The organism is Leptolyngbya sp. AN02str, from assembly GCF_050565595.1.
Lineage (GTDB): Bacteria > Cyanobacteriota > Cyanobacteriia > Elainellales > Elainellaceae > Kaiparowitsia.
This window is the reverse complement of record NZ_JBNXVR010000007.1, coordinates 46,900-73,432: the sequence shown is the minus strand read 5'-3', so window position 1 is coordinate 73,432 and position 26,533 is coordinate 46,900. Positions and strand designations below refer to the sequence as shown.

The following is a 26,533-nucleotide window of genomic DNA, read 5'->3' as shown; positions in this document are numbered from 1 at the left end:
CAGCGATCGCAACCATTCTTCCTCTAGAGGTACGCTGAATCAACCGTCGGAGCAGTGTCTGGCTCGGTGAAGAGAAATCGAGCGCGATCGCAAAGCCAGGAGGAGGTCAAAGCCTTGACTTATCCTATAGTAACCCTCTGATATCCCCCCTAAATTGTGGCTAAATTGTGGAGCTAGGGCTATGGAGCCAGGCGAGCAGCCCGCACAACAAACGTTATTTATCACCGGCATAAGCGGCTTTTTGGGGGCTTATGTGGGACGGGTGGCGGCTTCGCAGTGGCGGGTGGTGGGCAGCTATCGCAGCACTCCCGCGCAGATTCCCCACGTTGCGATGCTCAGGCTGGATTTAACCGATTCTCAGGCGATCGCCCAAACGTTGATGGAGGTGAGACCTCAGGCGGTCATCCACTTAGCAGCCATTTCCAAGCCCAATGTGTGTGAGCAGGATGTAGCGCGATCGCACGCGGTGAACGTTACGGCGGCCGTTGAGTTGGCAAACCGCTGTGCCGAGGCCAACATTCCATTGGTGTTCACATCCACGGATCTGGTGTTCGATGGCTTAGGTGCGCCCTATTGCGAAACGGATGCGGTCAATCCCATGAGTGTGTATGGCGAGCAAAAGGCCAAAGCTGAGCAGGCCATTTTGGCGGGCTATCCCCAAGCGGTGGTTTGCCGAATGCCGCTGATGTATGGAGCCTGTGCCCGCAACTCCAACTTTTTGCCGCAGTTTGTGAATCAGGTGCGATCGGGCCAGTCGCTCAAACTATTTGTCGATGAGTTTCGGACACCCGTTAGTGGATATGATGCCGCGTTGGGGCTATTGCTGGCGCTGAACACAGCTCAGGGAATTTTGCACTTGGGTGGGCGCGATCGCCTCTCTCGCTATGAGTTTGGTCGGCAGATGGCCGAGGTGTTTGAGCTGCCCATGGAGTTAATCTGCACCAGCCATCGGGCGGATGTGGCCATGGCAGCTCCTCGTCCACCCGATGTGTCGTTGCATAGTTCCCGCGCGTTTGCGTTGGGCTATGCACCACAGACCGTTTGGGAGAACCTTGTGGCGCTGCGGGGGCAGATTTAACGCAGGTTGGCAGGGCTCCAAATTCGCATGCAAAGATTTGCCTGAAAAAAATTCGCCTAAAAAATTCGATTGAAATGCCTTAACTCATAAAAAGATTTGAGCGAAGAGTCGGGAACTTGTTGCTGTGGGTTTGCGTCTTCTGCCACTTGGCGAAACCACAGAGTGGCTATGGCTTGGGCAAATTCGGTGCGCAGTGAAGACCTTGTCCACTGTTTTCAATCACCCCCAAGTCCGATATAGATCAATAGGTGCTTCTAAACTGAAACATTTTTTTACGTATCAGTTTCAAACTTTCGTTAGACCGTAGACAGTTCCTCGCAAGTTTAGGTGATCCGTTATGACGGTTCGTGCTGCAACATCTCATATTTTTTTGGCGCTAACGCTGGCTGTATCAGGGGCGATCGCTCCTGCCATGGCGTCGCAGGCGGCTCAGGTCTCCTCGGCTGTGGCCGTTGAACCAATGCCCACGTTGCCCATGCTTCCGCACCCAGTGCTGCACATGGCACAGGCCAACCAGGGCGATCGCAGCTCGGCTCAACAGGTCAACGAATTACTGCGGCGTGGGCGCGAGTTGGTTCAGGCGAACAATTTTGCCGAAGCGGTGAATGTTTACCGTCAAGCAGCATCGTTAGAACCAGACAACGCTCGGATTCATGCGGCCATTGGGTTTGCCTATGCCAATCAAGACAACTTTGCTGAAGCGGTGCAGGCCTATGATCGGGCGATCGCGCTGGATGAGCGCAATGCTGCATTTCACTACGCTCAGGGCTTTGCCTATGCCAACCTGGGCGACTATGGCGACGCGGCCCAATCCTATCGCCGTGCCACCGAGCTAGATGCCAACAATTTGCAAGCTTTTTTGGGATTGGGGGTGGTGCTCACTCGGCAGGAGGACTATGGGGGTGCCATTGATGCCTACCGACGAGCGATCGCGCTAGATGCTCGCAATCCTGTTACGCAGGAGACCTTGGGGGCGCTGCTGATTCGAGAGCGAAAATACACAGAAGCTGTGAATGTATTGCGCGATGCGGTGGCGCTGGCTCCTCGAAGTGGCTACATCAACGCGTCGCTGGGGGTCGCCCTGATCAATTCGGGCAATGTGCGCGAGGGGTTGGATGCCCTCAAGCGGGCAGCCGAGCTTGATCCTCGCAATGCCAATATCGTTCTACAAATTGGCGATGTGTATCGCGCCCAAAATAATGCAGAGCAGGCGATGACGTTCTATCGCCGTGCCGCCAATTTGCAGCCAGATAATGCCAATGTGCAAATGGAACTTGGCAAGCTGTACTTGGAGCGGAGTGAGTATGTGGATGCCATTATTTCGTTTCGCCGGGTGACTGAGCTGATGCCTGATAATGCCGATGCCCATTATCAGCTGGGAGAGGCGCTGCTTGGTCGCGATCGCGACCAAGAGGCGATCGCCTCTTTTGAGCAGGCGCTAGAGCTGTATCAGCAGCAAAACAACGAAGACGGGGTCGAGAATGCCGAGCGTCAGCTCGATGATCTCGATCGTTAGGAAACTCAGCGATATTCCCATTTAGCCCGCGTTGGCTCAAACAGAGTTGCTATGGTCATAGCAGCTCTGTTTGAGTTTGCTGAACATTTGCATGGTTTTCGCAAGAAGCGTGAATTTTTATGACAGGTTGCGGCGGGGGTACTCAAGGAGGGCGATCGCTGAATGGTAAGCTAGCAAATGCGTTTGAAAGTTGCTTTATCAAGAACGGAGTTGTAATGACCGGATCGAATCAGGTTCCATATTTGCTTCGGGCTGCTCGTGGAGAAGTGCTAGATCGTCCTCCCGTGTGGATGATGCGGCAAGCAGGGCGATATATGAAAGCTTATCGGGACCTGCGTGATAAGTATCCGTCGTTTCGTGAGCGCTCCGAAATTCCTGAAGTCGCCATCGAGGTTTCGCTGCAACCTTGGCGCGCCTTCCAACCCGATGGTGTAATTCTGTTTTCCGACATTGTGACCCCTCTGCCCGGTATGGGCATTGACATGGACATTGCCGAAGGCAAAGGTCCCATCATTGCCGACCCCATTCGCACCCAAGCTCAGGTAGATGCCCTGCGGCCTCTGGAGCCGGAAGAATCGTTGCCCTTCATCAAGCCAATTCTGCAAACCCTACGGCAAGAAGTGGGCAACCAGTCCACCGTGCTTGGCTTTGTGGGCGCTCCGTGGACCTTAGCCGCCTACGCTGTAGAAGGCAAAGGCAGCAAAGATTATTCCATCATCAAGAACATGGCCTTCTCCGATCCCACGGTGTTGCACCAGTTCTTGAGCAAGATTGCCGACTCCATCGCCACCTATGTGCGCTACCAAATCGACTGCGGCGCGCAGGTCGTTCAGCTTTTTGATTCCTGGGCTGGTCAGTTGAGCCCAAAGGACTACGATACGTTTGCGTTGCCCTACCAGCAGCAGGTCGTGCGCCAAGTGCGCGAAACCCATCCCGACACACCATTGATTTTGCTGGTGAGCGGAAGCGCAGGTGTGCTGGAGCGCATGGGTAAGTCGGGTGTGGATATTGTGACGGTGGATTGGTCGGTGGATATGGCCGATGCTCGTAAGCGTCTTGGCCCAGATATGAAGGTGCAGGGCAATCTGGATCCGGGTGTGCTGTTTGGGTCAAAGGCGTTTATTCGCGATCGCATCCTCGACACGATTCAAAAAGCTGGTAACCGCGGCCACATCCTTAACCTGGGCCACGGTGTACTCCCCAACACGCCGGAAGAAAACGTTGCTTATTTCTTTGAGACGGCGAAGCAGGCTGACCAATTGTTGGCGACCTGCGCTTAGGCGGTACGTCTTTGATCATTCAATCATTGGGGGAGAGCTGCATCTCAGCTCTCCTTATTTTTTGGGATTGTGTATTGGACTTCTTGGATCAATGCATTTTTGAAGAGGTGAATTGTTGTGTGGTAGTGCCATACAACAATTCACGCAAGAGGTGTATTGGTTCATTGGTTTGTTTTGCGATACAGGTTTGCGCTTGGGGGCGCGTCGCCCCCCAAACCCCCTGACTGAGAGAGACGGCAGCCCCTCCCTCCCAGCCCCTCCCTCGGCAAGGGGGTATCGGGTGAGATGCGTGAGGTCGCTTCGCATCGGTTGGGGTGGGATCAGGTTTAGGATTGGGGTGAGATCAAGTTTAACGTCAGGTTCGGTTAGGGGCTTTTCTGGGGTGCGCGGTACACGTCCCAGAAAAGCACATGTTTGCGTACTCTTGGCATACGCAAACAGCGAAGTTTGACAGGTTGTCTTTTGCCGTGGGTTTGGGTCGGGCTTTACAGTGACAAAGGCTAGAAAAGGAAGCCTCACTAACGAGCCAAGCTGGCTCATCGCTTAGATCTATTTGATATCATGCCTCGCGATTCTAATTTCAAACGACCTGCGCCTTTGGGCTTGGCCGCGTTTGTGTTGTGTTTTAGCCCGTTTCCCGCTTTGGCTCACTTTACCCAAGTTGCTGGAGACATTGCGGGCACTTGGCATATCGAACCGAACCATGCACCCAAGGCTGGAGAACCTGCGATCGCCTGGGTTGCCCTTACGCGCAAAGGTGGCGAACCTCTAGCCTTGAGTGAAGCTAACTGTCAGATGGCGGTGTACACGGCTCCTCGTCAACCCGATGCAGCACCGATTCTGCAGCCTGAAGTACAGGCGATCGCCGCCGAAACCTACCAGAACATTCCTGGAGCAGAGATCGTCTTTCCTGCCGTTGGCCTGTACCAGCTGGAACTAGACTGCACCCCACAAACGGTCGATGATTTTGCCCCATTTCAAATGCAGTACGATGTGACCGTCGCCACCGCCGCTGCTCCCGTCGCGGCTTCGACTCCGAACCTAACCGCCAATGAGCAAAATGATCCAAACCCGCCAATGGGCGATCGCTCTGGCGTGTGGCTTGGGGCGATCGCACTCGTGGGAGTAATAGGTGTGGGTGGATGGTGGATGTTCGCGCGTCGGGCTTAGCTGCTGGCTCGCGGATCTAGGCTATCTCGCAGCCCATCCCCTAGCAAATTAAACGCCAGCACAATTAGCGTAATCGTCAGCCCCGGCATCAAAATGGTCCAGGGCGCTGACAGGGCATAACCATTGGTAAAGGAATCCGACAGCATCGTGCCCAACTCTGGCGTGGGGGGTTTGGCCCCTAATCCCAAAAAGCCCAGGCCAGCAGCTTCTAGCGTTGCCGTACCAATTGAGAGGGTAGACTGCACCACCAGCGGAGCCAAACTCGACGGCAAGATGTGCAAAAAGATAATCCGCCACGGGTTCGCCCCAAACGCACGCACCGTTTGCACAAATCCCTGCTCTCTCAAAGACAGCACCATACTACGCGTTAGTCGGGTAAAGATGGGAATCTGCACCACGGCCACAGCTATCATCACGCTTTGAAGGCTGGGGCCAATGACCGTTGCAACGGCGATCGCCAGCAAAATTGACGGAAACGCCAGCAAAATATCCGTAAACCAGCTAATCACCGTTTCAATCCAACCCCGAAAATAGCCCGACACCAGCCCCAACAATGTGCCAATCACCAGCCCCAGCGTGACCGCAACCACGCTAATCAGCAACGAAATGCGGATGCCATACCAAACCAGACTCAGCATGTCGCGCCCCAAGCCATCAGTGCCAAACAAAAACTGAGCATTGGGTGAGGTCAGACGTGCAGCAAAATCTCGCGCGGTAGCCGGGTCAAATGGTCGCAAAATTGGAGCCAATAGAGCCAGGGCCAACAGCAGCAACGTCAACCCTAATCCAATCCGCGCAGAAATCGACCGAAAGAATCGCCGAGTTGCCTTTTGCAAACTCGACTGTTGAGCAATAGGCGGCGCTGTCAAAGAGTCCATAACGAGAGTGATGCTCCACAGTGAATCGGGCCAATGCAGTTGAAGGATGGTTCGGAGCCGACAGGGCTTTGCACAACGGGCGTGAATCCTGAGTGTGCATCAGTCCCTGCAAGCAGGTAGCAAGCCAAGTCAGGAAGCAACCATCATTCAACATAAACCCGTAAAACTCTGTGTGGGCGACACAGTGGGCGGCACAGAGTTTTAGAGTCTGGTTTTGAACGGTGTCGAAGCACGTAGAAAACCTATTTGTACTGAATGCGTGGATCGAGAAAGGCATAGGACACATCCACCAGCAAGTTGACCAACACAAACACGATCGCCACAAACACCACCCCTCCCTGCACCACCGGATAATCTCGCGCCAAAATCCCCTCATATATCCAGGAACCCAGCCCTGGCCAGGAAAAGATCGTTTCGGTGAGAATGGCTCCACTCAGCAAGGTGCCAAACTGCAAACCAACAATGGTGACAACAGGCAGCAGCGCATTCTTGAGCGCATGTTTACTAATAACCAAACGCTCCACCACTCCCTTGGCGCGAGCCGTGCGAATGTAGTCCTGCGACATCACTTCGAGCATGGCACTGCGGGTAATGCGCGCCACAATCGCCAGGGGAATCGTCCCCACGGTCATGGCGGGCAAAATCAGGTGGGACAGAATGTTGCCTAAGGCAGGAAAGTTGAGCTGCATGAGAGCATCCAGCACATAAAACCCGGTGATGGGCTGAAAGTTGACCCCCACACTAATGCGACCGCTGGGTGGCAACCACTGCAAGTTCACCGCAAACAGGTACACCAACAGCAAACCCAGCCAATAGACGGGCATCGACACCCCCAGCAAGGACCCCGACATGGCGATGTTGTCGATCCATCCGTTCTTTTTGACAGCGGCGATGATGCCAGCGGGAATGCCCACCACCATGGAAAACAGCATCGCCGCCACCGACAGCTCAAATGTGGCGGCCCAGCGGGTGCCAATCTCTTGCATGATGGGGATGCCGCTGATGATGCTGCGGCCTAAATCTAATCGAATGAGTCTGCTTAAAAAGGCAAAATACTGCACAGGCAGGGGTTGATTCAGCCCCATTTGCTCCATTAAGGCTTCAACCTGAGCGGGTGTCGCACGAGGCCCCAGCAGCACGATCGCCGGATTTCCTGGAATGAACTGTAGAAATAGGAATACGAGGAGCGAAATTCCCAACAATACGGGAATGAGGTCGAGCAACCGTTTGGCAATATATCTCAGCATAGAAAATTAGGGCCGTGTGGTCGGGCAATTCATCTTGGACGAAGCAAATCCAGAGGTGGAATTCGGTTGATTTTTTGAAGCAGACTGGGGATGGGGCTGAACGTCCGACGCAGGTTCGAGGAGGGAGGTATAGACTCGAAACCGAGTGTGGCGAGTTCAGGGGTCTGGTCATCCCAAACCCCTGAATTTGCGAGAAAGGCTAGCTTTTTTCAATCTCGTCAAACGGTTCAGAGCCAAAGGGGCTGGGCTTCCAACCAGAAAGGTTGGAGCGTTGGGCCAGCAAGGGTTCGGAGTGCACGATGGGAATACGCACGGCTTCTTCAAACAACAGCTCATCCACTTCGGCATACAAAGCGGCGCGATCGCCCTCTTCGCTCACTTCGCGTGCCTCGTTGAGCAATTGCACCACCCGCTCATTCGTCCAGTTGCCCAGGTCGCTGGTGGCACCGGGGCCAAAGTGGGCGTACAGGAAGTTGTCGGGGTCGCCATAGTCGCCCGTCCAGCCCAGCATAAAGGACTGGAAGCCTGGCGGTTTGTTGCGATCTTCGAGATACGCGGCCCAGTCTTTGGTATTGAGCGTGACGTTAATGCCAATGGTGGAGAGGTCGGCGGCAAACGCTTCGGCGATCGGCTTGGGTGTGGGGTAGTAGGGACGGGATACAGGCATGTACCACAGCTCCAGATCAAACCCATTGGGATACCCTGCGTCAGCCAGCATTTGCTTGGCGCGATCGGGGTTGTATTCGTAGTCGCCTAGGGATTCTGCCTGAAACTCCTTCATCGACGGTGGGGTGAAGTGGCTGTCGGTGGTGGCCAAGCCCGACCAAAAGGCTTCCACAATCTCGCTGCGGTTAATGGCCATGGCGATCGCACGGCGGACTTCGGGCTTGCTCAACGGCTCGTAGCTGGGATTGAGGCCCAAGTAGCCCACGTTGAATGAAGGCCGACGGACTTCTTCTAAGTTGCTGTCGCTGACCAACTCGTTTAACTGATCGGGAGCCAGGTCAACGGTAAAGTCAATGCTGCCAGATCGCAACTCGGCCAAGCGCGAGGCCGGCTCACGAATGAACCGAAACACCACCTGATCCACCTTGGGCAGCCCATCGCGCCAGTAGTCGGGGTTGCGTTCCAGCACAATGCGATCGCCCGTGCGCCATTCCACAAATTTGAACGGGCCAGTGCCCACTGCGGTAGAGCCCGCAATGCCATAATCTGCTCCCGCTTGCTCAATTGCGGTGGGGCTAGCAATGCCAAAGTAACCGGAAGCGATCGCCGCCGGAAACGCCGCAAACGGTTGCGACAACACAAACTCGATGGTGGTGTCATTCACCACGTTGATGGCTGACAGCAGGGAATTCTCATCACCCTTGTAGCCACCAAACAAGTCAGACCAAATCTCAAATGTTTTACCTGCATCGCGGAAACCCAAGGGATCTGCCGGATCCCACCAGCGGTTGATGTTGGCGCGCACGGCTTCGGCATTGAAGGGGGTGCCATCATGGAACGTCACATCATTGCGCAGCGTAAATGTCCATGTGAGGCCATCATCCGAATTTTCCCACTCGGTCGCAAGTCCTGGGGCGAGGTTGGTGGTACCGGGTTCAAAGTCGATGAGGCGATCGTAAATTTGTTGCTGCACATAGATGGAGTTGCCATCGGTGATGTTGCCAGACTCCAGGTTGGCGGGGTCACCGCCCGAGCCAAATACCAGGGTGGCAGCACCGGTAGTAGCGGTGGGGCTAGCTCCTGGGCTGGCGGTATCGGTTGGCTGCGAGGGGGTACAGTTGGTAAGCGTAATGGCGACGGCAGTAAAAACGCCCAACAGGGCGGCCTGCCAGTGTTTTATGCGACTAAGCATTCTATATCAGTTCCTTTGGGGATGGATTTGTAATGGGGGGATTCGTTCAAAGTATGGAAGTTTCCAAAAGTCGTAAAACAGGTGGGTTCTAATGCAGGAATTGAGCCAAATTGCAGCTTTGTTGAGGTTGATATATTACGCCAGAACCCAGTAGAGCGAAGGGTTTTGCAGAATTGTCTTAACAATCGAGCCGCAGATTGGCTGTTTTAACTCAACAAAAACCTAAGCTGCAAACTCTGCGTGCATGACTAGGGCGATCGCCCCAAATCTGCTCCAATTCCATCTCTACAGCGATAGCCAATTTGATTAGGGCATGTGGGGTGATGGCTTCGCTATCCCCCCACATGCCCTTGTCTCAACTACGCTGGCGACAGCGATAGAACACGATCAAACCATCGTTGAATTAGCTTCCTATCGTATCGAGTCTGGCTTGTAGCGTGTTGTACAAGCTGTATCTGATCAAATATTTGTAATGATTTTAAGGATAGAAAAACGAATGAACCACAATCTTGAAATGAATAGCCCCGTGAATAAATCTTGAATGGAAGCAAGTTCGTGCTTGCTTGAGTATCTGATGGGATGTATCCAACCCATCGCTTAGGAATTCAGGCTACCGCTACAATTTCGACAACGGTTCCACGTTGGTAACTACCCCATGAGCTGCTCCCACCTTGATACGCTCGACCACGACAATCTAATTTCTAAGGCAAACTTTCCCGTCTTTCGCTGCGAAGAGTGCCTCAAAATCAACAGTCGCTGGGTTCACCTGCGCATTTGCCAAACCTGCGGCTCCATGCTGTGCTGCGACTCATCAGAACATCAACACGCACGGCGGCATTTTGAGGCGACGGGGCATCCCATCATCAGCTCAGCAGAATTGGGCGAACAGTGGCTGTGGTGCTTTGAAGATGAGCAAATGCAGGAGTATTGAAGGTTTTGGCTTCTCACTTGGTCACGGTTTCAAAGGACTCGGCCCCGAGGGGGCTGGGTACCCAACCCTGTAGGTCTTTGCGCTGAGCCATGAGCGTTTGAGTATGAACGAGGGGAATGCGGAGCGCTTCGTCAAATAAAATGCGATCGACTTCGGCATAGAGCGTGGCCCGTACCGATTCGTCGCTCTCTTGCCGTGCCTGGTTCAGCAATGTGATGACGCGATCGCTCCGCCAGCCGCCAATATCATCCGTAGAGCCGGGGCCAAAGTGAGAGTAGTAAAAGTTGTCGGGATCACCATAGTCGCCACCCCAGGCCAGCATAAATGCTTGAAATCCGGGTGGATTGAGACGATCGGCTAGATAGCCCGCCCAATCTTTGGTGTTGAGATTAACGCGAATGCCAACGTCAGTGAGGTCGGCGGCGATCGCCTCGGCAATAAACTTAGGTGCCGGAAACACCGCGCCACTGGCATCGGGATACCACAAGTCCAAGTCAAACCCATTGGGATAACCCGAATCGGCCAATTGTTGCTTTGCCGCTTCGGGATTGTACTCATAGTCCGTCACGTTGGGATCTTGGTATTGCGACAGCGCAGGCGGCGTAAAGTGCCCATCCGTAGTCGCCAACCCGCCCCAAAACGCGTCAATCATAGCGGGCTTGTTGATAGCAGCGGCGATCGCCCGACGAACTTCGGGTTTGCTGAACGGCTCGTAGCTGGTATTGAGCGCTAAGTAGCCCACATTAAATGGAGAACTCAGCTTCTCGTCAATTTCCGGTACACGCTCAATTTCGGCTCGCTGCTCTGGTGAGAGGTTGATCGTGAAATCAATATTTCCAGTGCGCAACTCCACCATGCGCGCCGACGCGTCCTTGATGGTGCGAATCACCAACTGATCGGCTTTGGGTAAGCCCTCCTTCCAGTAATTGGGATTCTTCTTCAGGACAACGCGATCGCCCGTGCGCCATTCCACAAATTGGAACGCACCCGTGCCCACCGCCACCGAACCCGCCGTGCCGTAGTCTGCCCCGGCTTGCTCAATCGCCGTTGGACTCGCCATGCCAAAGTAACCCGCCGCGATCGCCGACGGAAATCCTGCAAACGGTTCCCTAAGCACGAATTGAATAGTGCGATCGTCCACCACATTCACCGCCTGCAGCAGCGACCCCTCCTCACCCTTAAACCCGTTAAACAGCGCCTTCCAAATCACATAGTTTTTGCCCGCATCCCGAAAGCCCAACGGACTCGCCGGGTCCCACCAGCGCTCCACATTGGCCTTCACCGCTTCCGCATTGAACGGAGTGCCATCATGAAACATCACCCCCTCTCGCAGCGTAAACGTCCAGGTCAAGCCATCTTCCGAGGCAGCCCACTCTGTTGCTAAAGACGGCACCAATTCCGTCGTTCCTGGCTCCGCATCCAAGAGCTGATCGTAAATCTGGCGGGTCACATACCCCGTATACAAGTCTTCGTAATTCCCCGGCTCCAAGTTCGTTGGGTCTGATACGGAGCCAAACACGATAACCTGCTGTGCCGCTGTAGGCGATGTCGAGCTGCCGGTCGAATCTTGAGAAGGTGTGCAGTTCGTAAGGCCAATAAGAAGACAGGTGGCGATCGCCCACAAAATGGCGTACCACCGTTTCCATTGCCGAAGGATGAGTCGAAGTTGCCGCATAGGGATAAGACAAAGGGGCGATCGCGTCTGGATGTACGGTAGTGTAGCGCGATCCCCTGCGATGCGATTTTAGGTTTTGGATTTGTGATTTTGAATTGAGCCCAGGCTAGTTCAACGACGCATCTCAAATTTCGGGGTGGCGATCGCATACACCCCAATCCGCCACCCTTTGCCACCCCGCCCAAACCCTAACCCGGAGCGCGGATTGGCATCGAGTTGTTAAGCCCTTACGGGGGTCTGGGGGCATAACTCCCCCAGAAAGCGGGGGCTTGGGGGATTGACTTCCCCCCAAGCAGGATTTGTATCAGAAGTTCAAGAATTCCAAGAAACGCAAACTTATGCCGTTGCCAATGCCCCCTTCAACTGCAGGATCTTCTCAATCACCTGTTCCACAATCTTGTCCGGCGTAGACGCCCCCGACGTTACCCCAACCGTAATTGCGCCATCCGGCAACCAGCTCTCCTGCACCGTCAAATCCTGACCCAACGGCTTGTGCTCCACCCGATTCCCCGGCCCAATCCGCTCAGGACTATCAATGTGATACGACGGAATGCTCCGCTCGATCGCAATTTCCTGCAAATGCGTCGTATTGGAGGAGTTGTAACCACCAATCACCACCATCAGATCCAGCTTTTCCTCCACCAGTTGGAACATCGCATCCTGCCGTTCCTGCGTCGCATCACAAATGGTGTTGAACGCCAAGAAGTGCTCATTCAGCTTATCGGGGCCGTACTTCTTCATCATGGTGCGCTCAAACAGCTTGCCGATGTGCTCTGTCTCGCTTTTGAGCATGGTGGTTTGGTTCGCAATCCCCACATGTTGCAAATCGCGATCGGGATCAAACCCTTCCGAACAGGCGCGGCTGAACTTTGCCAAAAACTCGTCACGATTTCCGCCATTCAGAATGTAATTCGCCACATACTCTGCCTGCTCCAAATTCAGCACCACCAAATAGGTGCCCGCAAACGAGCTTGTAGCAATGGTTTCCTCATGGTTGTACTTGCCGTGGATAATCGACGTGTAGGCAACCCGCTTGTGCTTTTCCACCGTGTTCCACACCTTCGACACCCAAGGACAGGTGGTATCCACAATGGTACAGCCGCGATCGCTCAACAGCTGCATTTCCTGCACACTCGCACCAAACGCCGGCAAAATCACCACATCGCCCTTGGCCACACCCGAAAAATCTTTTTCGCCATTCACCACATCGATAAACGCCACATTCATATCGCGCAGGCGTTGATTCACCGATGGATTGTGAATGATCTCATTCGTGATCCAAATACGCTCCGTGGGAAAATGCTGCCGCGTTTCGTAGGCCATCGCCACCGCCCGCTCTACACCCCAGCAAAAGCCAAACGCCTCGGCTAAACGAATCGTGACATTGCCCCGCGTCAGCGTGTAGCCATTGTCGCGAATTTCTTGGATGAGGCTGCTCTGATACTCCGACTGCATCATGCCCGACACTTCGGCATCATGCCCAAATCCCTTGCGGTGATAGTTTTCGGAATGGTTGAGCGATCGCTTAAATGCTTTGGTATCCATTGATCTTTGGTAATGAGTGGCTACGCAGACAGATCTCACTTTCCAGACTATCAGAACGCTCGTAGCCGTTCATATCAGTTTGCCAATCCCCTTAAGTGAATCATCCCGATATTGACCGCCCAACTACCGCCCAACTACCGTTCAACTACCGCCCAACATTCAGCAACTCTACCTTGCCTGCTGCCCAAATTTATCTTAGGGCTGACATACTTCATCCGAAAAACCAGGGGGTTGAAAGATGGCTGGGGCGCTAATCGCCCCAGCCATCTTTCAACTGCGTAAGTCTTGTGTCGGTCGGAATTGCTTGCAGCACCCCGCGACAAACAATATTAGGAGGTCTCCTGCTTTGCGCTCATATTCGTCTCGTTTTGATCGCCCCCAACCTTAACAAACCGACCTTGGTTAGAATACGAGATAGTCGAGTTTACGGATCGCACGCCGATCTCAGTTGCCTATCGAAACGATTTACGGAAACCTGCAAGGGTTAAAAACCAGCCAGCTCAAGCAGCTGCAACGAATTTATCATCAGCGGCTACCGGGCGATCGCCTCACCACGCCGGAGTTTGCCCAGCGCCTTGCGGCCATTAGCAGCGAAATTGAACAGCCCGTCTCCGCCTATGTCAACCGCCGAGGACAAGTCATTCGCGTGGGAGTGGGCACGGTGCGCCAAACCCAAATTCCCCCCCTGGAACTGCCACGCTACGGAGCCGAGCGACTCAGCGGCATTCGCTGCATTACTACACAGTTAAAAGCAGAGCCACCCGCCGATAGCGCCCTCACCGCCATGGCCCTGCAACGGCTAGATGCCCTGATTATGCTCACCATTTCATCCGGTGGGTTTCAGCGACGAGGTGGTGGGGCCACAGGTTACGTGCAGTCCGCCTATTTGGCCCATCTGGTGCCCCATCCCGAAGCCAACTGGACCGTATCGCCTCCGGTTTCGTTAGAGTCCTTGTCTCAGCAAGATTTCCTCGATCTGGTGGAAGGATTGGAGGAAGAGTTTCGGCGCGAGTATGTAGCGCGGCAGGTGAGCCCCAGCCAGGATCGCGTGCTGCTGGTGGGCTTGCTGACCGAGAAACAGTCTCTCCACCAATTCAACAATTTGATGATGGAACTGGGCCGACTGGTGGAAACAGCAGGCGGCGATGTGCTGCAAGTCATTCACCAAAAGCGATCGCGCCCCCATCCCCAAACGGTCGTCGGCGAAGGCAAAACCGAAGAAATTGCCCTGATCGCGCAAACATTAGGGGCGAACTTAGTCGTATTCGATCGCGACCTATCGCCCGTGCAGGTGCGGAATTTGGAGCAGCGCATTGGCGTGCGCGTGGTCGATCGCACCGAAGTCATTCTCGACATTTTTGCCCAACGCGCCCAAAGCGGTGCAGGGAAGCTGCAAGTAGAGTTGGCCCAACTGGAATACATGATGCCCCGGCTGGCCGGACGTGGACAGGCCATGTCGCGACTGGGCGGTGGCATCGGCACCCGAGGCCCCGGTGAAACCAAACTGGAAGTAGAACGCCGCGCCATTCAAAAACGGATTGCCCGATTGCAGCAAGAAGTGAACCAGCTCCAGGCACACCGTTCCCGACTACGGCAACGACGCCAGCATCACGATGTGCCGACGGTGGCGCTGGTGGGCTACACCAACGCTGGCAAATCCACGCTGCTAAATGCATTGACCAACGCAGAGGTGTACACCGCCGATCAACTGTTTGCGACGCTTGATCCCACCAGCCGCCGAGTGGCGATCGCTGACATGGATAGCCTGGAATCCATTCAGATCGTCCTCACCGACACGGTGGGGTTCATTCACGAGCTGCCCGCCTCGCTGATGGACGCCTTCCGCGCCACATTGGAAGAAGTCACCGAAGCCGATGCGCTAATTCATTTGGTGGATCTGTCCCATCCGGCATGGCAAAGCCATATTCGGTCAGTCATGGCCATTTTGTCGGAAATGCCTGTGACTCCTGGCCCCATTCTGCTGGTGTTCAACAAAATTGATCAGGTGAATGGCGATACGTTGGCCCTGGCTCAATCCGAGTATCCAACGGCTGCGTTTATTTCGGCGGGCGATCGCCTGGGCTTGGAAACCTTGCGGCAGCGGTTAGTGCAACTTGTGCAATACGCCACCGCTCAATAGCCGCCACCCGTCGCCCCATCGGCTGCGGCTGTATGCGCAACCATCGGGCGATGGGTTGCATTCGGGTTGGCAACCGTTACCAACCTGATTTCTGGATAGGCTGAAGTGTCCATGTTTGCGTGCGCGAGGCGGACGCAAACATGGGCTTTTCTGAGGTTTACCAGAGTCCAGGAACCGGCGAGGGCGAGGGCGAGGGCGAAGGAGTTGCCGCCGGGGCCGCCGCCGTGCGAGCTTGCAGCTCATCCACCAGGCCAATGGGCAGCAGCACTCGGTTAATCGCGTGAATGACCCCGTTGCTGGCTGGCACATCGGGCAGGATTACACTGGCATCGTTTACAATCACGCGATCGGGAGTCACCAGCACCGCCAAGCCTCCATTCAGCGTATCCAGGCCACCCGTTTCCAGCTCATCCGAGGTGACGGCATCTGGCACCACGTGGTAGGTCAATACTTCCGTCAGCAAATCTCGGTTTTGGGGTTGGAGCAGGGCATCTACCGTGCCCTGGGGCAACAGCGCAAAGGCATCATCTGTGGGAGCAAAGACCGTAAACGGGCCAGGGCCAGCGAGGGTATTGGTCAATCCAGCCGCCTGTACCGCCGACAGGAGGGTATTAAACGTGCCGTTATTGCGAGCAACATCGACAATGGTGCCGGGTGCCTGGGCAAGTGGGCGGATCTGGGGTGTTGCCGTTTGGGCGGCGACCTGCGCTGAGCCAAGCCAGGCGGGAACAGTCACACCTACGCTGAGCAAGCAGGCAACGGTTGCAGCCAAAGTGATGCGTTGGGGCTTGAGAAGTTTGTCCATCATGAGCGATCGCCAATAAGGGTAAAAATGACCTAAATGCCCATCATTCTAATCGCAGCTCGAAAAATTGCTAACCGAAATCTGATTTCGGCTAATTTGCACCCTTAAACCTCGGTTTGCGCAGCTTTTTGCGATGCGATCGCCAGCTCCCAATATCCCGTTTGGGGATCGGGCTGTCGGGTAAAGCATAGGTGGGGCAACACACCCAACACCAGTTCTGCCGTGGTGTAAATGGTGCAGCCGTGCAGCACATGCCCACCCAAGGTGCGTCCCATTGAGTCGGCGATCGCCATGTGGTAATGGGAGCCATGGCGCGACAGCGTGCCCATCAGCGACACAATTTCAACCGGGCCAGGATAGGTTGTGGCGTTGGGCTGACCCGCCAACCGCAGCACCACCTGACTCAAACTACCCACCCCCGTCAGAATGCACGCCGCATCCAAATGATGAGTTTTGGCAAATTGATCTAACTCGTGCTTGAGGTCCTGCTGAGGAGAGAGTCGGAGCGCGATCGCCTGCAGCGAAGAAATTGCGAGATCATGAGCTTCCATCATGGCTAAACCAGCTTGAACCAAAAGGCCAACAAGGTGCGAGAGCCGAGATTCCATGCCCCACAGCCAATGAAACCGGGCGATCGCTACAAAACGCAACATCTTCCGGCACGCCTATGGGGATCACGTTAGTATCGAAGGTAAATTCAAGAGCGCCGTCGGTCCTGAATTTCATCCACACATTACTCTCTAAAAGCCGTTAATTTTCGTAACAGATCAACCTGAAAATCTCGTGATGCTTCAGCGATCCTAAACGTTTCGTTTTGACATATCGAAGCCATTCATCAAATCTGAACCTCATTCAAACATGATTTCTGGATGTGGTCGTCATCATTTTTTCGTTTAAGTTCTGCCATTCATCTTGGATTTATTTCTTTAGTTGAATGAATTCATCGCAAGAATCATTCGTTGATACTTCTTTTTGTATTGATTTTTACCACGCAAAATTGATGTATCAAGTATCACAGTCCTGAACTTAAATGTCGTTGACAAGACTCATCTACGCCGCTGTAGCCTGGCTTTACCCGGCAGTCGTCCATCAATCGTTCATCGATATTGATTCAGCATTAGGCTGCAATTCTTGCCCTTGCAAAATGGGAATTCAGCCTTTGGTAATAGCAGCAACATCAAATCTGCCTCCTTGCAGTACGCGCCAGCTAAACCCATCCCCGTATGTGAAACAAATCAGAAGTTTTCGAGCTTTACAGAAATCGGGTGATATCACAGGAAGAGTGACGGAGACGCCAGTTTCCTGTTGAGTTGGCACCCAGTTGAACGATGCAGTTAGCTTGTGAAGTTGATTTGTGAAGTTGATTCTGTACAAGTGACGACTCAAACGGCTGAGAGCTACCGCTTCATCCAGCAGCACTACACTCGCAATTGATTCATTGATCTTTCATGAAACAAATTCCAGCCCCGATATTAACTCTCATTGCTGGCATTCTGATTACCTTGGTCAGTTTTTGGGTTGGCCAGCACCACGGCCTGTTGCCCGAGCAAGCTTCTGAGCAAGCCCCCCTGGTCGATGACTTGTTTAATGTCATGGTCATCATCAGCACGGCACTGTTCATTGTTGTGCAGGGGGCCATTCTGTGGTTTATGATTCGCTACCGCAAGCCCAAGGGCGATGAGAGCGATGGCCTCCCCGTAGAGGGAAACTTGCCGCTTGAGGCCTTTTGGACTGCCATTCCGGCCATTATTGTGATTGGCCTAGGAATTTACAGCGTGGATGTTTTTCAACAAATGGGCGGCTTGGCTCCGGGCAGTCATCCCATGATGGGGCATCAACACCACACCACCCTGGTGGCACAAGCTCCCGAAAGTACGCTTGTGGCTGGCGACACTATGGCCCTCATGGATGGGGAAACCGCTCCCACATTTGATCCCAAGTATGGGTATGGGGCATCTCCGGTTGGCTTGGGTACCGAGGCTGATGTCACGGTCAATGTGACGGGGATGCAGTTTGCCTGGTTGTTTAACTACCCTACGAGCGGAGTAATCACAGGAGAATTACACATTCCGGTTGATACCGATGTCCAGCTCAATCTGACAGCACAGGATGTTATTCACGCGTTCTGGGTGCCGCAGTTTCGCCTCAAGCAAGATGCTCTGCCAGGGCAGCAAACAGGATTGCGCTTTAAGGCAACCAAGGTGGGAACGTATCCTGTCGTATGCGCTGAGCTGTGTGGTAGTTACCACGGTGGCATGAGAACTCAGGTCATTGTTCATACGGCTGAAGATTTTTCGGCTTGGCTGGATCAAAACCGGGTTGCTCAGTCGCAGTCTCCCGATCAGGTGGTGGCGGCCAATCCAGCAACGATGAGCAATGAAGAATTTTTGCAGCCTTATGTGCAGGATATGGGCATGACCTCAAACATGTTGGCTCAACTGCGATCGCAGTCTTAGTGATGCGTTCGGCGAACGGTAGATTTCTGTTGGGGTAAGGGTTGGGGTCTTTCGAAGATCCACCAGGAAGCGACCGGTGCGATCGCCCCTCGATCGCGTTCCCATCCCTAGCACTGTTCCCTCAAGGATTTCTCACTTCTGGTTCCTCACAACGTCGCGCTGTATTCTGTCTCGTCACTGGTTGTCACCCCACACACGCTCATTTCCGTTTAGTTTCTCTTTACCCGAATCACAATCGTTTTTATAGAAGCGTTATGGCTCAAGCTCAAATCCCTCTCGAAACAGGCGTGGAAACCCATAGCAGCCTGCATCGCCCTTGGAGGTGGTACGAATACTTTACGTACAACATTGACCACAAGGTGATTGGAATTCAATATCTGGTCACTGCCTTTGTGTTCTACCTCATTGGCGGGCTCATGGCAGTGGGAATGCGCACCGAGCTGGCCACTCCCGATCCCGACTTTGTCAGCCCAGAGTTGTACAACGCCCTGATGACCAATCACGGTACCATCATGATTTTCTTTTGGGTGGTGCCTGCGGCCATTGGCGGCTTTGGCAACTATTTGGTACCGCTGATGGTGGGTGCCCGCGATATGGCCTTTCCCAACTTGAATGCGATCGCCTTTTGGATGAACCCACCCGCAGGATTGCTGCTGCTCAGCAGCTTTTGGTTTGGTGGGGCGCAGTCAGGTTGGACCTCCTATCCCCCCTTAAGCGAAGTGACGGCCAATACCGCTCAGTCAATGTGGATTGTCTCGCTGGTGCTGGTGGGAACCTCGTCGCTAATGGGTGCTGTGAACTTTGTGATCACCATCCTCAAGATGAAAGTTCCAAGCATGCAGTGGGATCAATTGCCCCTGTTTTGCTGGGCAATTTTGGCGACCTCGGTATTGGCCTTGGTCTCCACTCCTGTGCTGGCGGCTGGCCTAACGCTGCTGCTGTTTGATATCAACTTTGGGACATCATTCTTTAAGCCAGATGCGGGTGGCAATATTGTCATTTACCAGCATTTGTTCTGGTTTTACTCGCACCCAGCGGTGTATCTCATGATTTTGCCCATCTTCGGCATTATGTCCGAGGTGATTCCAGTTCACTCACGCAAGCCAATTTTTGGATACAAGGCGATCGCCTATTCCAGCTTGGCTATTTGTTTGCTGGGCCTGTTTGTGTGGGTGCACCACATGTTCACCAGTGGCACTCCGCCGTGGATGCGTCTGTTTTTCACCATTTCCACCTTTATTGTGGCAGTACCAACCGGGGTAAAAATCTTTAGCTGGGTCGCGACCATGTGGGGCGGCAAAATTCGCTATACCAGCGCCATGCTGTTTGCGGTGGGGTTGCTCTCTATGTTTGTGCTGGGTGGCCTGAGCGGTGTCACGCTGGGTGCAGCGCCATTTGATGTGCATGTGCACGATACGTACTATGTGGTGGCGCACTTCCACTACGTGCTGTTTGGCGGTTCGGTGTTTGGTCTGTATGCGGGTATCTACCACTGGTTCCCTAAAATGACCGGACGCATGATGAACGAAAGTCTGGGTCGCGTTCATTTTGTGATGACCTTTATCGGCACCAACCTGACCTTTTTGCCGATGCACCAACTCGGAACCCACGGCATGCCGCGCCGGGTTGCCATGTACGATCCCCAGTTTGAGTCGCTCAACAAACTCTGCACGTTTGGCGCGTTTATGTTGGCCTTTTCGCTCATTCCGTTCCTCATTAACGCGATTTACAGCTGGGTTAAAGGCCCCAAAGCATCGGGCAATCCCTGGAATGCACTAACGCTGGAATGGACGACCGATTCTCCCCCCATTGTCGAAAACTGGGAAGAGTTGCCTGTGGTGACCACCGGCCCATACGACTACGGTTTCGATCGCCTCAAAGAAGCGGAAGAAGCGGTTTCGTCTCCATAACGGATCCCTTTGTTGCGAAGGGCGATTGCCCCCAGGGCTTTCCCTTTCGCAATGAGTCGTCCTTCGTTCTCTGTCCTCTCTCTCTGGAATGTTATGCAAGGTTCTACAACTGAATCCGATACGGTTCTTGATGTCATCGGTGCAGAAACTGCGATCGCCCCTGGACATAGTGAGCACCCCGATCTGCGGGTGTGGGGATTAATCACCTTCCTCATGTCCGAATCGCTCATGTTTGGTGGATTCTTTGCCACCTACTTGCTCTTGCGGGGCGCGGCAGCACAGTGGCCCCCCGAAGGCACCGAGGTTGAGCTCCTTCTGCCCACTATCAACACCATCATCCTGGTGTCGAGTAGTTTTGTGATTCACCTGGGCGACACCGCCATCAAGCGAAATGATGTGAAGGGGATGCGCAAGTGGTACATCATCACGGCCATTATGGGTGCCATCTTTTTGGCAGGCCAGGTCTATGAATATGCCACCTTGGGCTATGGCCTGAAATCAAATATTTTTGCCAATTGCTTTTACTTAACGACCGGGTTTCACGGGCTGCACGTGTTTGTGGGTTTGCTGCTCATTTTGGGCGTGTTGTGGCGATCGCGCCGCCCAGGGCACTACTCCGAGCACAAGCACACCGGTATCGAAATGGCCGAAATTTATTGGCACTTCGTTGACATCATTTGGATTGTGCTGTTTTCGCTGCTGTACATTTTGACCCAATTCTAATCATGGCTAAGCCTTGAGTGAATCGACCCATCCGCAATGGTTAACAGGGGAAAGTTGATGCTGAAACAAACCAGGCTCAACTCCCACTGAACTTGACATCAATTGAACGAGAGAGCGATTTTTTGGAAAGGACACCCAAACAGGGTGTCTTTTTTTGCCAAATTTTGCCAGAAAGATGTCGCGGCTGTCACCAGTTGAGCTAAACTCTCAGTCATTTCATCTATTGTTTGTTTAATGTGGCGTTGGCAATGTGATAGTTGTCAAATTGTCTACTCGTTACTGTTGGCTTGTTTATGCAAATGAAACTTTTTTTGCGATCGCACCGTCCAGGGTACAAAGCTTTCACCACACAAAAAGGCGATCGCCTCAGCCTTATTCATAGCAAGAGTTTGGGATTCCTAATCAGGTCAGCAGCCCTTGTTTTTAGCAGCTATTTTTGGAGCTTCAAAATATTTTCAAAAGAGCTTCCAAAAATCTACGGATGAGGTGAGAAAGCGGTGGAAGTATGTTCGGTAGTTATCTACCGGCAGCTCAAAATCAGGGAATCCGCCGATAGGTCTCAAAACATGACACATAGAAGAGAAAAGTTATGAAACTGAAAGGCTGGTTGAGTTTCGCAACGCTAACGGCTCTGGGATTGGGTGCAAGTGGACTGTTTAGTGCTGCGTCTGCGGTAACCTTTGCGAGCGCCGAAGTTGACCAAAGCCGCTTCATGCTCTTGGCAACGGCAGGCGGAAGCCGACTCACAGTTTTGGAGCAAGTCAGCAACACGCGTCCCTGCTGGCGTGAATCAGGCAATAATGTAGAACCGCTCCTGTTGGGCTTCGACTTTACCGGAATTTGTAACCGAGCCAGCGATCGCAACGGCTACTCGGTACGGGTGGGTGGACAAGATTTGGGCTTGCAATACAGCCTGCGAACCGAAACCGTTGGCAATGCCATGGTGCTGTATGCGGTTTCTAGCCGAGGTGGTAGCCGGATCGAAATTGGCCGCACCAATGGGGTTCCCTCCAGCTTTGGAAAAATTAACTTGAACAACGGATGGCGCATTACGCGCCGCAGCTATCAAGGACGAACCCTGGGCCACTACTACCTCACCAACGACCAGCCGCTGGGAACCGTCATTGCAGCCAACCCCACACCCCCCTCAACCGGAGTTTCCAATCCTCGTCCTACAACTCCCACGACTCCACCCGTTGCGGTCAATCCAACTCCCAACCGTCCGGGGTCGGGGCCTGTTGTCATTCCTGTACCACCACCAGCATCCAATCCAGCCCCGCGTCCCACCCAGCCTCCGGTCTCAGGTTCGCCGCTCCCTCCGCCACCCTCAGCAGGCCGCCCAGGTGATATTGCCGTGCTGCCAGTTCCGGGCCTGCCGCCCACTCCTACAGGCCACACCCCTGGCACGTTGCCTTCGGTTCCAGTATGGCAAAATCCTGTTTACACTGGCACACCTCAGGGCACATCGCCTGGTTTAGCCGCCAACTTGGGCTTTAGCTATCGGGTAATTGTACGCGATAGCAGCCCCAGCACTCAGATGCGCATTCGTGCCATTGTGCCTGACGCATTCCGCACCGTGCTCAATGGTCAGGTAGTCATGCAGGCCGGATTATTCCGCGACCGCCCTTCGGCAGAGCAAATGATGCAGCGACTCAGCCAAGCCAATTTACCCGCAACAGTCATTTCTGTTAACTAGAACTGATGGAATTCATTCATCCATTGATGCATGATTTGGTTAAGTTAAGGTTCACGACTCAGTTCATGACCATCTGTCAAAAGGCTAAATTCATCCCTGCAACTTGCATCTCTAACTCTATGAAATCGAGAGAATGGAGATGAGTTAAGTCCAGTCTAGTCAGTATGTTATTCTCTGTTCCTTTCTGCTGCCGGGAGACATCTTGTTTAGATGTCTCCTTTTTTGGCGATCGCGATACGATCAAGCAACATCCGCATCATCGCTTTGGTATGTCGTTCAAGTCATATTGAATCAACATACGTTGCGCACTTCTATGCCTGGTGTTTACCCATGAAAGAGACATCCAACCTGTTTACCCCAAAAGAACTCGCCGACTGGCAACAAGCATTAGACCTTGCAAACTACACAAACATTTTGCATCACTGCCACGTGTGCGATCGCGAATGGGTTGCCTCCACAGAAGAAATCTGTTGCTGTGGAAGCCGTTCTGTAGAACGCATTGCCTGTTGGCAATTTCCAGATGATTAATTCAATCATGAACTGGAAATTGCAGAAATCGCATTATTCCAAGTTCAGCTCGGGCGTCTGCAATCCTTTTAGCACCTTCATCTGCGGCTCTAGTCCTTTTCCTTGAATCAAAACACCAAAGCCACCCAAGCTATTGGGATGAATCAGTGAATGCAACCCCTCGCGTCGGGCCAAAATATCGGCAACGGTAAACTTTTCGTCGGGCACCAGTTGAGAAATATTGGCAATGCGATCGCCCATGCCCAAGGCCATGAGGAATAACCCCTGTTGGGTGAATCCTAAGGTTTCTAACTCATGGCGATCGCCCTGTTGCTGAAGGGCCGAAAAGTTAACATGGGCCGTAATGTCTTGCCGCCCTACATGGATATAGGGATTGGAATGATACTGGTGCTGGTAATAGCACTGCAAGGTGCCACCACTGCGGCTCGGCAAATAGTAGCGTTGTGCAAGATATCCATAATCAATGGTCAGTACATAGCCACGACGCAATCGACTGGCCACCGTTTGCATCCAATCCAATGCGGCCAAGTTGACTTCGGTGCGGTATCCCTGACAGTAGGCCGCCGAAGGAAAATCAATCCCCGTGACGGAGAAGTAGCGCTGCAACTCCGGCGTGGATGGCTCCGCCAACACCTCGGCAAACTGGGTCGAACTGTATACCGGAGCGATCGCTGGCGCACCATACCACAACGCAGATAAATCAACCTCCATTTCCATCGGAGCAGATGTTACCAACGGTTTTTCAGTTGCGTCTGCCAACGTCACATAAATTTCTTTCAGCTGCCCATCCTGCTGAGTGACCCAATGAACCGGCAGTGCATCCACCAACTCGTTTGAGAACAAGCAGCCCACAATCGAGTCAATGGCAATTTCATCCCACGTGCGCCAATGCAATCGTTCAAACGAGGCAACCAGCTTAGCCATGCGTTGCTGCTGTTGGGCAACAAGCGCCGCCGATTGCTCCACCACCACATATTCCACCGCATCAAAGCAGGCATCGTGGTGGCGATGCAGGTACCGCAATATGTCGCGCACCAGCAAACCCTGTCCAGCCCCAATTTCTACCAACGTAAAGGGATTAGGGTAGTTCAGCCGTGCCCACATTTCGGCAAACTGCTCGGCCAGCAGTTCCCCAAAGTCGGCGCCTAAATGGGGTGCCGTGTAAAAGTCGCCTGAGCTGCCGATGTTGACGTAGTTAGTGGCGTAGTATCCATACTCTGGGTCATATAGCGCCATCTCCATAAATGCCGCAAACGGTATGCGTTGGCTGGGCTCTGCCAAAATGCGATCGCGAATTTTGGCACAAAGCTGGGGGTGGCTGTGATCAACGATTTGCATTGCTATGTCATCAACTCCTGTCAATGGAGCTTGAGATTTTGATAGATTGTTGTCGCTCTATCTAAAGTTATGTTACATTCTATTGCAGAACCTAAACCTAGCCTGAAGAGGTTTTTAAGCCATGGAAAGTCAAGAAAGTAAATTCGGTTTCACTCAATTTGCAGAGACCTGGAATGGTCGTCTTGCAATGTTGGGCTTTGCAATTGGTTTGGCAACTGAGCTACTGACCGGACAAGGTATTCTGTCTCAGCTGGGTATCATGTAATTTTTCAATTCCTCGGATATCTCTCTAACACAGGCACGGCAACGTGCCTTTTTTTGTGGGGTGCGATCGCATCGTGCATAGAACTCTTGTTGGTTTTACCTTGTTGGTTGTACCACATGCCCTGGACACCGTGGTGGAGGGTGAGCAATCGACTCATTTATAGTGAAGCCAGATTTGTCGCAAAACCATAAAACCGAGCATGACTCACCCGCAAAAGCTCAAGCGATCGCTCCTGCAAAATTTTAGACGACGAAGGCTAGCTGGACTCTTAACAATCAGCACGAGCGTTTTGTTCATTGCCATTCGTCAACAAATTGGCAGCATTTGGGAGATTTCAACTCAGGTTTTTGGCCCTTTTCTAACGAACATTTTTCTAGCATTTCCCTACATTCTGTTAATTCTTGGATTTTTTCTGTACTTTCACACCGAGCAAGCCAGCTCCAAACTGGAGGAAAAAGCATACCTTCTCGCTCAAGAACGGCATCGCGCAGAGCCTAGCAAAGCAAAGCCCGTATGGGACATGGCACAGCTCACCCTCGAAAGCTACTTCAACCGCAACCTCAGCCAAATTCGCTGGATCTTCTGGCTAAGCCTAGGGGTTATGTCGCTTGGGTTTATTCTCATTCTTTATGGTGTCGCGTTGGGATATCAACGCCCTGAAGAAAATTGGAGAATTGCGGCGATCGGAAGCTTAGCTGGCCTCATTACTGAGTTTATTGGCGCAACATTTTTATTTGTGTACCGATCCAGCATTCAGCAGGCCGATAAGTATGCCCAAATTTTGGAGAGGATGAATTTTGTTGGGATGGCAATGCAGATGTTAGACAGTATTGCCGAACACGAAATCAGCCCAGAATGCATCGAACAGAGCCCTGCCGATTGCCTAAGACAAGCCAAAATTGATATGGCAAAGGCCTTGTTAGAAAAACTGGAGACCCATTCCCCATCCCCATAAAGCCTTTGCGGCTTGAGATCTCCAGGAGCGGCATGGAATTCAAGAAATCTAAACCTTTGATATAGAGCCAAAAAGCAGATTGTCCATAACAGTTGAGGGAAGATGTCTATCGCGGGTTACCCCTATGGCTACCAGCACCGTTGAATCGTTTGCGACCCAGGCGGCGATCGCCTCCCTCAACCTGTACCGAACCCACATTTCGCCACGCAAAGGGTTCTCGTGCCCGCATCGCCTGCTCCATGGAGACGAATCCTGCTCAGCCTATGTACACCGCATTTTGGCCAATCAAAGTTTGAGCGCTGCCATTCAGCTTGCCCCACAGCGATTCCAAGCCTGCAAAGCCGCCGCCCAAACACTAGCCACCCAAAAAGCCCAGGGTGGATGCATTATCATTCCCTGCTGCTTGCCGATTTAAGCAACTCACCCCCCCGCTTCCAAACCAGCTTTACACCTAATCCCAACCCAAAACCTGATCCCAACCCAACCGATGCGAAGCGGCCTCCCACCTCCCACCGATGTCCCCTTCGCCGAGGGAGGGT

22 protein-coding genes are annotated in these 26,533 nt (G+C 53.2%); 14 read left to right on the top strand and 8 right to left on the bottom strand.

Going from position 1 to position 26,533, the window contains the following annotated elements; translation table 11 throughout:
• Window positions 1–181 precede the first annotated feature (181 nt).
• From ACQ4M4_RS07295 to ACQ4M4_RS07280, 4 genes are all read left to right on the top strand, one after another.
• Window positions 182–1,078, top strand: a complete 897-nt coding sequence (locus ACQ4M4_RS07295; protein ID WP_430683817.1) for an SDR family oxidoreductase — start codon at window positions 182–184, stop codon at window positions 1,076–1,078.
• Window positions 1,079–1,415: 337 nt separating this feature from the next.
• Window positions 1,416–2,594 (top strand): tetratricopeptide repeat protein, encoded by a 1,179-nt coding sequence (locus tag ACQ4M4_RS07290; RefSeq protein ID WP_430683816.1) that lies wholly within the window; start codon window positions 1,416–1,418, stop codon window positions 2,592–2,594.
• Between the two features lie 215 nt (window positions 2,595–2,809).
• Entirely contained in the window at window positions 2,810–3,874 is a 1,065-nt protein-coding gene (hemE, locus tag ACQ4M4_RS07285) for a uroporphyrinogen decarboxylase (RefSeq protein WP_430683815.1), read from the top strand.
• Between the two features lie 561 nt (window positions 3,875–4,435).
• Window positions 4,436–5,044, top strand: coding sequence for a hypothetical protein (locus tag ACQ4M4_RS07280; protein ID WP_430683814.1), 609 nt, complete (start codon window positions 4,436–4,438; stop codon window positions 5,042–5,044).
• Here ACQ4M4_RS07280 and ACQ4M4_RS07275 read toward each other — a convergent pair.
• The 3 genes from ACQ4M4_RS07275 to ACQ4M4_RS07265 form a co-directional block, all read right to left on the bottom strand.
• A complete protein-coding gene (locus ACQ4M4_RS07275) occupies window positions 5,041–5,922 on the bottom strand; it encodes an ABC transporter permease (protein WP_430683813.1) in 882 nt (293 codons plus the stop codon). The two genes, ACQ4M4_RS07280 and ACQ4M4_RS07275, sit on opposite strands and share 4 nt — an antisense overlap.
• Window positions 5,923–6,164: 242 nt before the next feature.
• Complete coding sequence (locus ACQ4M4_RS07270; RefSeq protein WP_430683812.1) at window positions 6,165–7,169, bottom strand: ABC transporter permease; 1,005 nt, start codon at window positions 7,167–7,169, stop codon at window positions 6,165–6,167.
• Between the two features lie 199 nt (window positions 7,170–7,368).
• Window positions 7,369–9,027, bottom strand: coding sequence for an ABC transporter substrate-binding protein (locus ACQ4M4_RS07265; protein ID WP_430683811.1), 1,659 nt, complete (start codon window positions 9,025–9,027; stop codon window positions 7,369–7,371).
• Between the two features lie 655 nt (window positions 9,028–9,682).
• On the opposite strand from ACQ4M4_RS07265, the gene ACQ4M4_RS07260 reads away from it, so the two are divergent.
• On the top strand, window positions 9,683–9,958 hold the full coding sequence (locus tag ACQ4M4_RS07260) for a UBP-type zinc finger domain-containing protein (protein WP_430683810.1): 276 nt from the start codon (window positions 9,683–9,685) through the stop codon (window positions 9,956–9,958).
• A gap of 13 nt (window positions 9,959–9,971) precedes the next feature.
• Here ACQ4M4_RS07260 and ACQ4M4_RS07255 read toward each other — a convergent pair whose 3' ends face one another.
• Window positions 9,972–11,633 (bottom strand): ABC transporter substrate-binding protein, encoded by a 1,662-nt coding sequence (locus ACQ4M4_RS07255; RefSeq protein ID WP_430683809.1) that lies wholly within the window; start codon window positions 11,631–11,633, stop codon window positions 9,972–9,974.
• A gap of 336 nt (window positions 11,634–11,969) precedes the next feature.
• Window positions 11,970–13,178: a 4-hydroxy-3-methylbut-2-enyl diphosphate reductase gene (locus ACQ4M4_RS07250; RefSeq protein ID WP_430683808.1), complete on the bottom strand. Its 1,209-nt coding sequence runs from the start codon at window positions 13,176–13,178 to the stop codon at window positions 11,970–11,972.
• 448 nt (window positions 13,179–13,626) lie between these two features.
• Between ACQ4M4_RS07250 and hflX the strand changes: the two genes are divergently transcribed.
• Window positions 13,627–15,318: a GTPase HflX gene (gene hflX, locus ACQ4M4_RS07245; protein WP_430683807.1), complete on the top strand. Its 1,692-nt coding sequence runs from the start codon at window positions 13,627–13,629 to the stop codon at window positions 15,316–15,318.
• A 157-nt stretch (window positions 15,319–15,475) separates the two neighbouring features.
• Here the strand turns inward: hflX and ACQ4M4_RS07240 are convergent, their stop codons facing one another.
• Together ACQ4M4_RS07240 and ACQ4M4_RS07235 are read right to left on the bottom strand one after the other, a co-directional pair.
• On the bottom strand, window positions 15,476–16,126 hold the full coding sequence (locus tag ACQ4M4_RS07240) for a fasciclin domain-containing protein (RefSeq protein WP_430683806.1): 651 nt from the start codon (window positions 16,124–16,126) through the stop codon (window positions 15,476–15,478).
• Between the two features lie 101 nt (window positions 16,127–16,227).
• Entirely contained in the window at window positions 16,228–16,776 is a 549-nt protein-coding gene (locus ACQ4M4_RS07235; protein WP_430683805.1) for a PPC domain-containing DNA-binding protein, read from the bottom strand.
• A gap of 795 nt (window positions 16,777–17,571) precedes the next feature.
• Here ACQ4M4_RS07235 and ACQ4M4_RS07230 point away from each other — a divergent pair.
• From ACQ4M4_RS07230 to ACQ4M4_RS07210, 5 genes are all read left to right on the top strand, one after another.
• Complete coding sequence (locus ACQ4M4_RS07230) at window positions 17,572–18,579, top strand: cytochrome c oxidase subunit II (RefSeq protein ID WP_430683804.1); 1,008 nt, start codon at window positions 17,572–17,574, stop codon at window positions 18,577–18,579.
• Between the two features lie 254 nt (window positions 18,580–18,833).
• Window positions 18,834–20,489 (top strand): cytochrome c oxidase subunit I, encoded by a 1,656-nt coding sequence (gene ctaD, locus ACQ4M4_RS07225; RefSeq protein WP_430683803.1) that lies wholly within the window; start codon window positions 18,834–18,836, stop codon window positions 20,487–20,489.
• Between the two features lie 93 nt (window positions 20,490–20,582).
• Entirely contained in the window at window positions 20,583–21,212 is a 630-nt protein-coding gene (locus tag ACQ4M4_RS07220; RefSeq protein ID WP_430683802.1) for a cytochrome c oxidase subunit 3, read from the top strand.
• Window positions 21,213–21,801: 589 nt separating this feature from the next.
• Complete coding sequence (locus ACQ4M4_RS07215; RefSeq protein WP_430683801.1) at window positions 21,802–22,908, top strand: DUF3747 domain-containing protein; 1,107 nt, start codon at window positions 21,802–21,804, stop codon at window positions 22,906–22,908.
• Between the two features lie 330 nt (window positions 22,909–23,238).
• Entirely contained in the window at window positions 23,239–23,436 is a 198-nt protein-coding gene (locus tag ACQ4M4_RS07210) for a hypothetical protein (RefSeq protein ID WP_430683800.1), read from the top strand.
• 33 nt (window positions 23,437–23,469) lie between these two features.
• Here ACQ4M4_RS07210 and ACQ4M4_RS07205 read toward each other — a convergent pair whose 3' ends face one another.
• Complete coding sequence (locus tag ACQ4M4_RS07205; RefSeq protein WP_430683799.1) at window positions 23,470–24,774, bottom strand: class I SAM-dependent methyltransferase; 1,305 nt, start codon at window positions 24,772–24,774, stop codon at window positions 23,470–23,472.
• 121 nt (window positions 24,775–24,895) lie between these two features.
• Between ACQ4M4_RS07205 and ACQ4M4_RS07200 the strand changes: the two genes are divergently transcribed.
• From ACQ4M4_RS07200 to yidD, 3 genes are all read left to right on the top strand, one after another.
• Complete coding sequence (locus ACQ4M4_RS07200) at window positions 24,896–25,039, top strand: chlorophyll a/b-binding protein (RefSeq protein ID WP_430683798.1); 144 nt, start codon at window positions 24,896–24,898, stop codon at window positions 25,037–25,039.
• A gap of 199 nt (window positions 25,040–25,238) precedes the next feature.
• Entirely contained in the window at window positions 25,239–25,994 is a 756-nt protein-coding gene (locus tag ACQ4M4_RS07195) for a TRADD-N-associated membrane domain-containing protein (RefSeq protein WP_430683797.1), read from the top strand.
• A 124-nt stretch (window positions 25,995–26,118) separates the two neighbouring features.
• Window positions 26,119–26,409 carry a membrane protein insertion efficiency factor YidD gene (gene yidD / locus ACQ4M4_RS07190; protein ID WP_430683796.1) on the top strand — a complete coding sequence of 97 codons (291 nt, stop codon included), beginning with the start codon at window positions 26,119–26,121 and terminating at the stop codon, window positions 26,407–26,409.
• The last annotated feature ends 124 nt before the right edge of the window (window positions 26,410–26,533 follow it).